Annotated in this window: 11 protein-coding genes; all 11 read left to right on the forward strand. The window is 59.2% G+C overall.

The features are described from left to right. Window positions 1-108 precede the first annotated feature (108 nt). The 11 genes from leuC (at window position 109) to TU84_RS10655 (ending at window position 13,225) form a co-directional block, all read left to right on the forward strand. Window positions 109-1,527 carry a 3-isopropylmalate dehydratase large subunit gene (leuC, locus tag TU84_RS10605; protein WP_048369007.1) on the forward strand — a complete coding sequence of 473 codons (1,419 nt, stop codon included), beginning with the start codon at window positions 109-111 and terminating at the stop codon, window positions 1,525-1,527. 10 nt (window positions 1,528-1,537) lie between these two features. Continuing rightward, the gene (leuD, locus tag TU84_RS10610) at window positions 1,538-2,182 is read left to right on the forward strand and encodes a 3-isopropylmalate dehydratase small subunit (RefSeq protein ID WP_048369008.1); all 645 of its coding nucleotides are present in this window, start codon (window positions 1,538-1,540) and stop codon (window positions 2,180-2,182) included. A 165-nt stretch (window positions 2,183-2,347) separates the two neighbouring features. Continuing rightward, on the forward strand, window positions 2,348-3,430 hold the full coding sequence (leuB, locus tag TU84_RS10615) for a 3-isopropylmalate dehydrogenase (RefSeq protein WP_048369009.1): 1,083 nt from the start codon (window positions 2,348-2,350) through the stop codon (window positions 3,428-3,430). A gap of 68 nt (window positions 3,431-3,498) precedes the next feature. After that, entirely contained in the window at window positions 3,499-4,611 is a 1,113-nt protein-coding gene (gene asd / locus TU84_RS10620) for an aspartate-semialdehyde dehydrogenase (RefSeq protein WP_048369010.1), read from the forward strand. Window positions 4,612-4,768: 157 nt separating this feature from the next. Further along, complete coding sequence (locus TU84_RS10625; protein WP_048369011.1) at window positions 4,769-5,779, forward strand: aspartate-semialdehyde dehydrogenase; 1,011 nt, start codon at window positions 4,769-4,771, stop codon at window positions 5,777-5,779. A gap of 176 nt (window positions 5,780-5,955) precedes the next feature. After that, window positions 5,956-8,385, forward strand: a complete 2,430-nt coding sequence (locus tag TU84_RS10630; RefSeq protein WP_048369012.1) for a FimV/HubP family polar landmark protein — start codon at window positions 5,956-5,958, stop codon at window positions 8,383-8,385. Window positions 8,386-8,589: 204 nt separating this feature from the next. Beyond that, entirely contained in the window at window positions 8,590-9,414 is an 825-nt protein-coding gene (truA, locus tag TU84_RS10635; RefSeq protein WP_048369013.1) for a tRNA pseudouridine(38-40) synthase TruA, read from the forward strand. A gap of 63 nt (window positions 9,415-9,477) precedes the next feature. Further along, a complete protein-coding gene (locus TU84_RS10640; RefSeq protein ID WP_048369014.1) occupies window positions 9,478-10,101 on the forward strand; it encodes a phosphoribosylanthranilate isomerase in 624 nt (207 codons plus the stop codon). Between the two features lie 271 nt (window positions 10,102-10,372). Then, window positions 10,373-11,293 (forward strand): acetyl-CoA carboxylase, carboxyltransferase subunit beta, encoded by a 921-nt coding sequence (accD, locus tag TU84_RS10645; RefSeq protein WP_048369015.1) that lies wholly within the window; start codon window positions 10,373-10,375, stop codon window positions 11,291-11,293. Beyond that, the gene (folC, locus tag TU84_RS10650; protein ID WP_048369016.1) at window positions 11,290-12,597 is read left to right on the forward strand and encodes a bifunctional tetrahydrofolate synthase/dihydrofolate synthase; all 1,308 of its coding nucleotides are present in this window, start codon (window positions 11,290-11,292) and stop codon (window positions 12,595-12,597) included. Before accD ends, folC begins: the two co-directional genes overlap by 4 nt. After that, window positions 12,581-13,225: an SPOR domain-containing protein gene (locus TU84_RS10655; RefSeq protein ID WP_048369017.1), complete on the forward strand. Its 645-nt coding sequence runs from the start codon at window positions 12,581-12,583 to the stop codon at window positions 13,223-13,225. The genes folC and TU84_RS10655 overlap by 17 nt, the downstream gene beginning before the upstream one ends. Window positions 13,226-13,237 lie beyond the last annotated feature (12 nt).

Here is a 13,237-nt window from a genome sequence, read left to right on the forward strand (position 1 = left end):
CAAAGCATAAAAAATATGAATTTGAGTTATTCACTGTAACCCCATAGCATCGACCTCACAAGCCAAGTGGTTATTGGCATAGAAAGTAGCTGATGAGGAAACCGTCTGATGGCCGGCAAAACGCTCTACGACAAGCTCTGGGATTCGCATTTGGTCAAACAGCGCGACGATGGTTCGGCGCTGATCTACATCGACCGTCATATCATTCACGAAGTGACGTCGCCGCAAGCCTTTGAGGGCCTGCGTCTGGCCGGGCGCAAGCCTTGGCGCATCGATGCCAACATCGCGACCCCGGACCACAACGTACCGACCACGCCAGAGCGCAAGGGTGGGATCGAAGCGATTGCTGACCAGGTTTCCCGTTTGCAGGTGCAAACCCTCGACGACAACTGCGACGAGTACGGCATCACTGAATTCAAGATGAACGACGTCCGCCAAGGCATCGTGCACGTGATTGGCCCGGAGCAGGGCGCCACCTTGCCGGGCATGACCGTCGTTTGCGGCGACTCGCACACCTCGACCCACGGCGCGTTTGGCGCATTGGCTCATGGTATCGGCACCTCCGAGGTTGAGCATGTGCTCGCCACGCAGTGCCTGGTCGCGAAAAAAATGAAGAACATGCTGGTCTTGGTCGAAGGGCAATTGCCGTTCGGCGTGACCGCCAAAGACATCGTGCTGGCCGTGATTGGCAAAATCGGCACCGCTGGCGGTAATGGCCACGCCATTGAATTTGCCGGTAGCGCGATTCGCGACTTGTCGGTAGAAGGCCGCATGACCATCTGCAACATGTCGATTGAAGCCGGTGCCCGTGTGGGCCTGGTGGCTGCCGACGAAAAAACCGTGGCGTACGTCAAGGGTCGTCCGTTCGCACCCAAAGGCGCTGAGTGGGACTTGGCCGTAGAAGCCTGGAAAGACCTGGTGTCGGATGCCGACGCCACGTTCGACACCGTGGTTGAACTCGATGCAGCCCAGATCAAGCCGCAGGTGAGCTGGGGTACTTCGCCAGAAATGGTCTTGGCCGTGGATCAGAACGTGCCGGATCCGGCGCAGGAAGCTGACTTGGTCAAGCGTGGCTCGATTGAGCGTGCCTTGAAGTACATGGGCTTGAGCGCCAATCAGGCGATCACCGACATCCAGCTGGACCGCGTATTCATTGGTTCGTGCACCAACTCGCGGATCGAAGACTTGCGCGCTGCGGCAGTGATTGCCAAAGGCCGCAAAGTGGCTTCGACCATCAAGCAGGCGATTGTGGTGCCAGGTTCGGGCCTGGTTAAAGAACAGGCCGAGGCTGAAGGCCTGGACAAAATCTTCCTCGAAGCCGGTTTTGAATGGCGTGAGCCAGGTTGCTCGATGTGTCTGGCCATGAACCCGGACCGTCTGGAGTCGGGCGAGCACTGCGCTTCGACCTCCAACCGTAACTTCGAAGGCCGTCAGGGTGCCGGTGGTCGTACTCACCTGGTGAGCCCGGCCATGGCCGCTGCCGCGGCGGTAAACGGTCGCTTTATCGACGTCCGTGAATTGATTTAAGGAGCGCAGCATGAAAGCTTTTACCCAGCACACCGGGCTTGTCGCACCTTTGGATCGCGCCAACGTCGACACCGACCAGATCATCCCGAAACAGTTTTTGAAGTCGATCAAACGCACCGGCTTTGGCCCGAACCTGTTTGACGAGTGGCGCTACCTGGACGTGGGCCAGCCTTACCAGGACAACTCCAAGCGCCCCTTGAACAAGGACTTCGTGCTCAACGCCGAGCGCTATCAGGGCGCCAGCGTGTTGTTGGCCCGTGAAAACTTCGGCTGCGGCTCCAGCCGTGAACACGCCCCTTGGGCCCTGGAAGAGTACGGCTTTCGCAGCATCATCGCGCCGAGCTACGCCGACATCTTCTTCAATAACAGCTTCAAAAACGGCCTGTTGCCGATTATTTTGAGCGACGCTGAAGTGGACGAGCTGTTCGCCCAGGTTGAAGCGACGCCGGGTTATCAGCTCAACATCGACCTGCAAGCCCAGACCGTGACCCGTCCTGACGGTAAAGTGTTGAACTTTGAGATCGATGCATTCCGCAAGCATTGCCTGCTCAACGGCCTCGATGACATCGGCTTGACCTTGCAGGACAGCGATTCGATTGCAGCGTTTGAAAGCAAGCACCGCGCAAGCCAGCCATGGTTGTTCCGTGACGCTTGATAAGCGTATTTTTTGAAGTGTGAGAGCGGGCTTGCTCGCGAGGATAAACCCCGGTTTGTCTCTTGAACCGAGGCGCCTGAATCGCGAGCAAGCCCGCTCCCACGGTTTTTTTAAAATTTTCAGGATGCGCCTGCGGGGGCATCAACCGACAAGACAGAGGAACACATGAGCAAGCAGATTCTGATTCTCCCAGGCGACGGTATTGGCCCAGAAATCATGGCTCAGGCAGTTAAAGTGCTTGAACTGGCCAATGACAAGTTTCAGCTCGGCTTTGAGCTGACTCACGACGTGATCGGCGGCGCAGCCATCGACAAGCACGGCGTGCCGCTGGCTGACGAGACCCTGGAGCGTGCTCGTGCTGCTGACGCTGTATTGCTGGGCGCCGTGGGTGGCCCGAAGTGGGACACCATCGAACGTGATATTCGCCCTGAGCGCGGCCTGTTGAAAATCCGTTCGCAGCTGGGCCTGTTCGGTAACCTGCGTCCGGCCATTTTGTACCCGCAACTGGCTGACGCATCGAGCCTCAAGCCTGAAATCGTTGCAGGCCTGGACATCCTGATCGTTCGTGAGCTCACGGGCGGTATCTACTTCGGCGCGCCGCGCGGTACTCGCGAGCTGGAAAACGGCGAGCGTCAGTCGTATGACACGCTGCCGTACAGCGAAAGCGAAATCCGCCGCATTGCCCGCGTCGGTTTCGACATGGCCCGTGTGCGTGGCAAAAAGCTGTGTTCGGTCGACAAAGCCAACGTATTGGCCTCAAGCCAACTGTGGCGTGAAGTGGTCGAGCAAGTGGCCAAGGACTACCCGGACGTAGAGCTGAGCCACATGTATGTCGACAACGCGGCCATGCAACTGGTGCGTGCACCCAAGCAGTTCGACGTAATCGTCACCGACAACATGTTCGGCGACATCCTGTCTGACGAAGCCTCGATGCTCACAGGTTCCATCGGCATGCTGCCGTCGGCCTCGCTGGATGCCAACAACAAAGGCATGTACGAGCCGTGCCACGGTTCGGCGCCGGACATCGCCGGCAAAGGCATTGCCAACCCGCTGGCGACCATTTTGTCGGTGTCGATGATGCTGCGTTACAGCTTCAATCAGCAGGCTGCCGCTGACGCCATCGAGCAGGCCGTGAGCCTGGTTTTGGACCAGGGACTGCGTACCGGTGACATCTGGTCGACCGGTTGCACCAAGGTCGGTACACAGGAAATGGGCGATGCAGTAGTCGCGGCGCTACAGAATCTGTAATCTCTCGGGCCCGTTACTTCCTGTTGGTGGAAGTAACGACCCCACTTTTTGTTAAAGGTGTAGTTGCGATGAAACGTGTAGGTCTTGTCGGTTGGCGCGGTATGGTTGGTTCCGTGCTCATGCAGCGGATGCTGGAAGAGCAGGATTTCGATCTTATTGAGCCGGTGTTTTTCACTACCTCCAATGTCGGTGGGCAGGGTCCTTCCGTGGGCAAAGACATTGCCCCGCTGAAGGATGCTTACAGCATTGAAGAGTTAAAAACCCTCGATGTGATTCTGACCTGCCAGGGCGGCGACTACACCAATGAGGTGTTCCCAAAGCTGCGTGAGGCGGGTTGGCAAGGTTACTGGATCGATGCGGCGTCGAGCCTGCGCATGCAGGATGACGCGGTCATTATTCTGGATCCGGTCAACCGCAAGGTCATCGACCAGCAGCTGGATGCAGGCACCAAGAACTACATCGGTGGCAACTGCACCGTCAGCTTGATGCTGATGGGCCTTGGCGGTCTGTTCGAAGCCGGTCTGGTCGAGTGGATGAGCGCCATGACTTATCAGGCGGCTTCCGGTGCCGGTGCGCAGAACATGCGTGAGCTGATCAAGCAGATGGGCGCCACCCACGCTGCGGTCGCCGATCAACTGGCTGACCCGGCCAGCGCCATTCTCGATATCGACCGCCGTGTGGCCGAAGCCATGCGCAGCGATGCCTACCCGACCGAGAACTTCGGCGTGCCATTGGCTGGCAGCTTGATCCCGTGGATCGACAAAGAACTGCCAAACGGCCAGAGCCGCGAAGAGTGGAAAGCGCAAGCTGAGACTAACAAGATCCTGGGTCGCTTCAAAAACCCGGTTCCGGTTGACGGCATCTGCGTGCGTATCGGTGCGATGCGTTGCCACAGCCAGGCCTTGACCATCAAGCTGAACAAAGATGTGCCGATTGCGGACATCGAAGGTTTGATCAGCCAGCACAACCCTTGGGTCAAACTGGTGCCGAACCAGCGTGAAATCAGCATGCAAGAGCTGAGCCCGACCAAGGTTACAGGCACCCTGAACGTGCCGGTTGGCCGTCTGCGCAAGCTGAACATGGGTTCGCAGTTCCTCGGTGCATTCACCGTGGGCGACCAGTTGCTGTGGGGTGCGGCTGAGCCGTTGCGCCGCATGCTGCGGATTCTGCTGGAGCGTTAATCGCCCCGGTTGCAATGAAAACCCGCGTCTCGCAAGGGCCGCGGGTTTTTTTATCCATGCGCTATTGTCATCCATGGCGCTACAAAGCGCTGTCCGTTGCCTCCATCGGTGGCTCCCGGTACAGTGCCGCTCCCCACGTTTCGCCTGAGGTAGACACATGAACCAGTCCTTTGATATCGCCGTCGTCGGCGCCACCGGCACTGTCGGCGAAACACTTGTGCAAATCCTTGAAGAGCGCGACTTCCCGGTTGCCAACTTGCATCTGCTGGCCAGCAGCGAGTCGGCCGGCAGTTCGGTGCCTTTTCGGGGTAAAAACGTTCGAGTGCGTGAAGTCGACGAATTCGATTTCAGCAAAGCCAAACTTGTATTTTTTGCCGCTGGCCCTGCCGTAACCTTGAGCTTTGCCGCCAAGGCCCGTGCTGCCGGTTGCAGCGTGATCGATTTGTCGGGCGCATTGCCAGCCGACCAGGCCCCGCAAATCGTGCCTGAGTCCAATGGGCATATCCTGGCCGGGCTTGCGCAGCCGTTCCAGATCAGCAGCCCAAGCCCTTCGGCCACCGCGCTGGCGGTGGTGCTGGCGCCACTGCGTCAATTGCTGGACTTGCAGCGCGTCACGGTCACCGCTTGCCTGGCGGTCTCGGCCCAAGGTCGCGAAGCGGTGTCTGAGTTGGCCCGCCAAACCACGTCACTGCTGAATATGCACCCGCTGGAAACCCGTTTCTTCGACCGCCAGATGGCATTTAACCTGTTGGCGCAGGTGGGCAAACCGGATGAACAGGGGCATGTGCCGCTGGAAAAACGCCTGGTCACCGAGCTGCGTGAAGTGCTCGGCATGCCGGGCCTGAAAGTTTCCGTGACGTGCATTCAAGCTCCGGTATTTTTTGGCGATAGCTATAGTGTGTCGTTACAACTGGCTGCGCCGGTTGACCTGCAGGCCGTCAATGCTGCGCTTGAAGCCGGTGAGGGGATTGAGTGGGTAGAGGCCGATGACTACCCGACAGCCGTAGGCGATGCGGTGGGGCAGGACGTGGTGTATGTCGGCCGCGTTCGCCACGGTGTCGATGACGCCAGTGAACTAAATCTGTGGCTGGCGTCAGATAACGTACGCAAAGGTGCGGCATTGAACGCCGTACAACTGGCTGAGTTGTTGATAAAAGACCCACTGTAAAAGATACTTGGCGTCGCTATTTGGCGGGTTTGCCGAGGCGGCGTCGCAGTCAAGCTGCTGTCAGGGCTTACAGATTCAATGAGGCAATGCGCGGGCCGATGACAGCCCTCGACTGTCGTCAGGCAGCAGCTTTACAGGTCTCGTGGGACGAGGCCTGTACCAATAAGGAAGAGGCTATGGTTCAGGTTCGCAAATTAGTGTTAGCAATAGCCGCCGCTTCGGCGCTGTCATCCGGTATGGCGCAGGCACTTGGGCTCGGCGAGCTGACCCTGAAGTCGACGCAGAACCAGCCGCTGCTGGCCGAGATCGAGCTGCTGGACGTCAAGGACCTGAGCGCTGCCGAAGTAGTGCCAAGCTTGGCCCCGGCAGACGAATTTACCAAAGCCGGGGTGCCGCATCCGGCGTATCTGAACGACCTGCGTTTTACCCCGGTGATCAATCCCAATGGCAAGAGCGTGTTGCGGGTAACCTCCAGCCAACCGTTGTCGGAACCTTTCGTAAAATTTCTGGTGCAAGTCATGTGGCCCAATGGCCGCTTGATGCGTGACTACAGCGTCCTGCTGGACCCTGCTAAATATTCGCCACAAACCGCAGCCGCCGCGGCGACAGCTCCGGCTAGCGCAGCCAGCACTGCCGGCGGGGAAGCAGGGCAATACACCACGTCTGCTCGTGACACCTTGTGGGAAATTGCCGCCAAGGCGCGCAATGGCGGTTCGGTGCAGCAAACCATGCTGGCGATTCAGGCGCTCAACCCCGATGCCTTTATCGGCGGTAACATCAACCGCCTGAAAACCGGCCAAGTGCTGCGTTTGCCGACGGCGGCGCAAAGTGTCGAGTTGGCCCAGTCCAAGGCTGTTGCCGAAGTCGCGACGCAAAACGCTGACTGGCGCAGTGGTCGGCGTACCGCGCCACGCGCTCAGCAGCTGGATGCCACCGCGCGCAAACCGGCAGCCACGGCGCAACCCAAAGCTGAAGTCAAAGATGGCTTGAGCCTGGTTGCAGGGCAGGCGGGCAAGGGCGCGGGCAGCGACGCCAAGAATGTCAGCGACAAGCTGGCGATGACCCAGGAAAGCCTCGACAGCAGCCGTCGTCAAAGTGCCGAGTTGCAAAGCCGGGTACAAGACCTGCAAAGCCAGGTCGACAAGTTGCAACGCTTGATCGAATTGAAAAACAACCAGTTGGCCAAGTTGCAGGGTGAAGCTCCCGCGCCGCTCGACGCCAGCGCTGCCTTGCCAGCCAGCCTGGTAGGCGAGGCGGCAGACACACCTGAAGACGACATCGCCCCGGCCACCGAAGGGGCGCCGGCAACCGCGGTCGCACCGGCACCGGGCGATACGCCCAGTGATGAACGCAACATCCAGGACCTGCTCGCCAGCCCGATGCTGACAGCCGCCGTGGGTGGTGCAGCGGTCTTGTTGCTGTTGCTCTTGTTGCTGCTGCTGGTACGTCGGCGCAAGGCCCAGCAAGCGGCCGAGCGCCATGCGCGTATGGCGCGGGCGCTGGAAGAAGAGCCTGAGTTCGCGGCAGACTTCGACCTGCCAGAAAGCAGCTTTGAAGGCATTGAAGTGGCATCGCCGAGCGTTCATCTGGACGCCGCTCCAGCACCTGCACCCGCGCCGACCCCGGCTCCGGCCGCAGTGGTCGCACCTGTCGCGCCGGTGGCTGCACCCGCCAAGTCAGGCGCTGAAGTACTGGTTGAAGCGGAGCAATTGATTCAGCAGCACCAGTTCCATGAAGCGGCCGGGTTGCTCGAAAGTGCCATCAGCCATGCACCGCAGCGCAGCGACCTGCGTTTGAAATTAATGCAGGTCTATGGCGAGTTGGGCGAGCGTGAAGCCTTTATCGCGCAAGAGCGCCAACTGGTTGCCAATGGCAAAAACTACGCCGAAGTGGCTCAGCTCAAGGTGCGTTACCCGGCCATGGCTGCGGTGGCGGCAGGGATTGTCGCGGCAGCGGTGGCTTCGCAGTTCCAGGCTGATTTCGTCAAAGAAATGATGCGCGACGACCGGGTTGTCGAGCCTGAGCCCGAACTCAAGCCGGCACCCGTGATCACGCCCCCAGTTGAAGAGTTTGACCACGACTTCGACTTGAGTCTCGATGATCTGGAAGAGGTCTCGCCGACCCGGGTCTCGCCTGAGCAGGGGCTTGATGATCTGGTTGAGGCGAGCGGGCAGAGCTTCGATGCGGTGCTTGAGCAACAGGCTGAAACCCAGGCTGCGTTGGACAAGGCAGCAGATTTTGACCTTGATCTGCCGGATGACTTTGATTTGTCCCTGGCAGAAGAAGCGCCAGCGGTGCCTGAAGTGCCGGACAGCTTCTCGATGGAACTGGACAAGGTAAACGCTGAATTGCAGCGCCTGTCCCAGAGCCTGGAACAGCCGGCGATGGCCGAGCCGTTTGCCGGAGCTGTAGCGGGCGCTGACGAAGAACCGGAGTTCGACTTCCTGTCGGGCGCCGATGAAGCCGCGACCAAGCTTGACCTGGCCCAGGCTTACATCGACATGGGCGACGACGAAGGCGCGCGTGACATCCTGACCGAAGTCATGGGCGAGGGCAGTCCGGAGCAACAGGCCGAGGCCATCGAACTGCTCTCCCGCCTGGCCTGACCCCTCCCTGTAGGAGCGAGCTTGCCTCGCGATCTTTTAAAAAGATCAAAAGATCGCGAGGCAAGCTCGCTCCTACAACGCTCAATTTGTTCGCGCCGGTCATTTGATTCATGGCGTCTTCGCGGGTGGGCCTTATAATGGCCGCCTTTGCGTTTATGAGCAGGCTGTAACTCCTTGGCAAATATAGATAACCCGGCAGCCGAAATGGCCGCCGAAGGCTTTTTCCGCATCGCCCTGGGCGTTGAATACAAAGGTTCGCGCTACAGCGGCTGGCAACGTCAGGCCAATGGCGTGCTGACGGTCCAGGAAACCCTTGAAAACGCGCTGTCAAAAGTCGCCGACTCACCGGTGTCGTTGATGTGTGCCGGGCGTACTGATGCCGGGGTACATGCCTGCGGGCAGGTGGTGCACTTTGATACCCAGGCCGAACGCTCGTTGAAGGCGTGGGTCATGGGCGCCAACATCAATTTGCCCCACGACATCAGTGTCAGTTGGGCAAAGGTGATGCCGGCGAACTTCCATGCGCGTTTCAAGGCGATCGCCCGGCGTTACCGCTATGTGATCTACAACGATCCGATTCGCCCCGCGCACCTCAACCAGGAAATCACCTGGAACCACCGCCCGCTGGACGTCGAGCGCATGGCGCAAGCCGCGCAATACCTGCTCGGTATACACGACTTCAGTGCCTTCCGTGCTGGGCAATGCCAGGCCAAGTCGCCGATCAAGGAACTGCATCACCTGCGTGTGACGCGCCACGGGCAGATGATCGTGCTGGACATCCGCGCCAGCGCCTTCTTGCATCACATGGTGCGCAATATTGCCGGAGTGCTGATGACCATCGGTTCTGGCGAGCGTCCGGTGGAATGGATCAAAGAAGTGCTGGAGAGCCGTGAGCGTCGCTCAGGCGGCGTGACGGCGCATCCTTACGGGCTGTATCTGGTGCAGGTGGAATACCGCGACGAGTTCCCGTTGCCCGAGCGTTACATTGGCCCACATTTCTTGACCGGTTTTAGCGAACTCGACGGCTGACGCACGGGTAAGCATTTGTTAACATCCGGCACTTTCACGCTCGTGCTCAGGGGTATCGCTTACATGTCAGCCGTTCGCAGCAAGATCTGCGGGATTACCCGCATAGATGACGCACTGGCCGCCGTGGCCGCCAGGGCTGATGCGATTGGCTTTGTATTTTATGCCAAAAGCCCACGAGCGGTGACTGCCGCGCAGGCGCGGGCCATCATTGCCGCGCTGCCGCCGTTTGTGACCACCGTGGGTCTGTTTGTGAATGCCAGCGCCTGTGAACTGAACGAAACGCTGGACGCTGTGCCGCTGGACTTGCTGCAATTTCACGGCGATGAAACCCCGGAGCAGTGCGAGGGCTATCACCGGCCCTACATCAAAGCGCTACGGGTCAAAGCAGGGGACGACATTGCTGCAGCCTGTGCGGCTTACGCCTCTGCCAGCGGGATCTTGCTCGATACCTACGTTGAGGGTGTGCCGGGTGGAACCGGGCAGGCCTTTGACTGGTCTCTGATACCTCAAGGGTTAAGCAAGCCGATTATTTTGGCTGGTGGCCTGTCCGTGCAGAACGTGGCGCAAGCCATTGCTCAGGTGCAGCCTTACGCTGTTGACGTCAGCGGTGGCGTAGAAAAGAGCAAAGGCATCAAGGATCACGATAAGATTCGGGCCTTTATGCAGGCTGTACGCGCAACAAACTGATACTCGATGTGACGGTTGGCAGCCTGCCACCGTCCATCATTACCGCTTCGTGATACGGGCGGGCCCGGTGACATGACGGGCAGAAATTAAAGCGCCAACCGCTTCAGGGCGTGTTGTCGGGAAGGCTGAGGGTTGAAAGGGATGCGCTGGTTTGCCATGGCTGACCGCTGTTCCCGGACAATCATCGCCACACACTTATTGAATTAAGCTCAAGGGCATACACGGGGCCTGAACCGCAGTGTTCAGGTCGCCGGTACTGGAGAAAAAAAGCATGAGCAACTGGTTGGTAGACAAGCTGATTCCTTCGATCATGCGTTCCGAGGTCAAAAAGAGCTCGGTACCTGAAGGCCTGTGGCACAAATGCCCGTCTTGTGACGCTGTGCTTTACCGTCCAGAGCTGGAAAAGACCCTGGACGTTTGCCCCAAGTGCAATCACCACATGCGCATCGACGCACGTGCACGCATCAACATCTTCCTGGACGCTGACGGTCGCAACGAGTTGGGTGCTGATCTGGAGCCTGTTGACCGTCTCAAATTCCGCGACAGCAAAAAGTACAAAGACCGCATTGTCGGCGCGCAAAAGCAGACCGGCGAAAAAGACGCTCTGGTGTCCATGAGCGGTACCCTGCTGGGCATGCCGATTGTGGTGTCGGCGTTTGAGTTCTCCTTCATGGGTGGCTCGATGGGTGCCATCGTCGGTGAGCGCTTCGTTCGCGCCGCCAACTACGCCCTCGAAAACCGCTGCCCAATGGTCTGCTTCTCCGCTTCCGGCGGTGCGCGCATGCAAGAAGCGCTGATCTCCCTGATGCAAATGGCCAAGACCTCTGCGGTACTGGCGCGTCTGCGTGAAGAAGGCATTCCGTTTATCTCGGTATTGACTGACCCGGTGTACGGCGGTGTTTCGGCCAGCCTGGCGATGTTGGGTGACGTGATCGTGGCTGAGCCAAAAGCGCTGATCGGTTTCGCCGGTCCGCGAGTGATTGAGCAAACCGTTCGCGAAAAACTGCCAGAAGGCTTCCAGCGCAGCGAATTCCTGCTGGAGCATGGCGCCATTGACCTGATTATTTCGCGTCAGGAGCTGCGTCCGCGCCTGGGTAACCTGCTGGCACAAATGATGGGCCTGCCAACACCTGAGTTTGTGGCTGTGCCTGTTGAAACCGTCGTTGTCCCACCGGCACCTGCAAACCTATGACCCAGCGCACCCTTGGCGAGTGGCTCGCCTATCTTGAACAGTTGCATCCGGCTGCCATCGACATGGGGCTGGACCGCGCACGAGAGGTAACGAACCGCATGGGCTTGCAAAAGCCCGCGCCATGGGTGGTGACAGTCACTGGCACCAACGGTAAAGGTTCGACCTGTGCATTCGTTGCCTCGTTGCTGCGTGCGCAAGGGCTCAAGGTCGGGGTTTACAACTCGCCGCATCTGCTGCGCTATAACGAGCGTGTGCAGATCGACGGGGTTGAAGTCTCGGACTCGCAGTTGTGCGAAGCCTTTGAGGCGTTGAACGCCGGTCGCGGGGAAACATCCCTGACCTACTTTGAGATGGGCACGCTGGCTGCGTTCTGGCTGTTCGAGCGCGCACAACTGGACGTTGTGGTGCTTGAAGTCGGGCTGGGCGGGCGACTGGATGCGGTCAACCTGGTTGACGCTGACATGGCGCTGGTCACCAGCATTGGCGTCGATCACGTGGAGTACCTCGGTAATACCCGTGAATCCGTTGCCTATGAAAAGGCCGGGATTTTCCGCCAGGGCAAGCCGGCCTTGTGCGGTGATCTTGACCCGCCTCAACCTCTGCTCGACAAAGCCAAAGAGCTGGCTTGCCCGCTGTTGCTGCGCGGGCGTGATTTTAATCTGACCATTGCCGACACTGTCTGGCATTGGCAGGGGCGTGATGCACAAGGGCAAACGCTCGAGCTGCGCGATTTGCCGTTGCTGGATCTGCCCATGGAAAACGCAGCGCTGGCGCTTCAGGCGTATGCCCTGACGCAGTGGCCTTGGGATCCGCAGACGGTGATCAAGGCGCTGTTGGCGACCAAGGTCACCGGGCGTCTTGACCGTCGCCAGATCAATTGGAACGGCAAGCCGCTGAGCCTGTTGCTGGATGTCGGCCATAACGGCCATGCTGCCGAGTATTTACGCAAGCGTTTGCAACAACGACCGTTGGCGGGCAAGCGTTTGGCGGTGTTTGGTCTGTTGGCAGACAAGGATCTGGATGCCGTTGTGTCGCAACTCACTGATGTTGTCGAGCATTGGGCAGTCGCGCCACTGAACACCGGGCGTTCGCGCCCTGCGGCTGAGTTGCAGGCTGCGCTGCAAGCGTTGGGCGCATCGGTTACCCCGTACGACAGTGTTGATGCAGCACTTGAGGCGCAGTGCGAACGGGCTACGCCGCAAGATGAAATTTTGCTGTTCGGGTCATTTTATTGTGTCGCTCAGGCGCTTGAATGGCTGGAGCGGCGCGCCAAGGAGGAGGCTGCAAATGGCTTTGCTGGATAAGGTATTCAAGCAGCGGATGGTTGGGGCGCTGGTACTGATCGCTCTGGCGGTGATTTTTCTGCCCATGCTGTTTTCGCGTCAGGATGAGCAGCGCCAGGTTCAGGTCGATGCGCCGACGGCGCCACAAGCACCCGTCATGCCTCAGGTTCAGGTAGAGCCTGTGCCGGTGCCAGAGCCGCAAGTCATTGAGCAAGAGCCGGAACTGCCGGTCGAGCAAGCCGTGGTTGCAGCGCCAAAACCTGCGCCTGCACCTGCTCCGGCGCCGGTTGCACCAGTGGTCAGCAAACCGGTAGCGCCCGCCAAGCCGCCTGCAGTCACGCCAGCGCAAACGGTGGCGCAGCCGCCAGCCAAGCTCGACACCACGCAAAAGCGTGTAGACCCTAACGGTTTGCCCATCAGTTGGTCGATCCAGTTGGTGAGTCTGTCCAATCGTGCCAGCGCCGATAACTTGCAAAAAACCCTTCGTAATCAAGGTTATAACGCTTACGTTCGATCGTCTGGCGGGATGAACCGGGTTTTTGTAGGGCCGTTGCTGGAACGTGCAGAGGCCGATCGGATGCGTGACATTCTCGACAAGCAGCAAAATCTCAAGGGTTTTGTGGTGCGCTTCCAGCCTGAGCGTGGCTAAGCGCATAAAAAG

It is taken from the genome of Pseudomonas helleri, assembly GCF_001043025.1.
In the GTDB taxonomy this organism is placed as follows: domain Bacteria; phylum Pseudomonadota; class Gammaproteobacteria; order Pseudomonadales; family Pseudomonadaceae; genus Aquipseudomonas; species Aquipseudomonas helleri.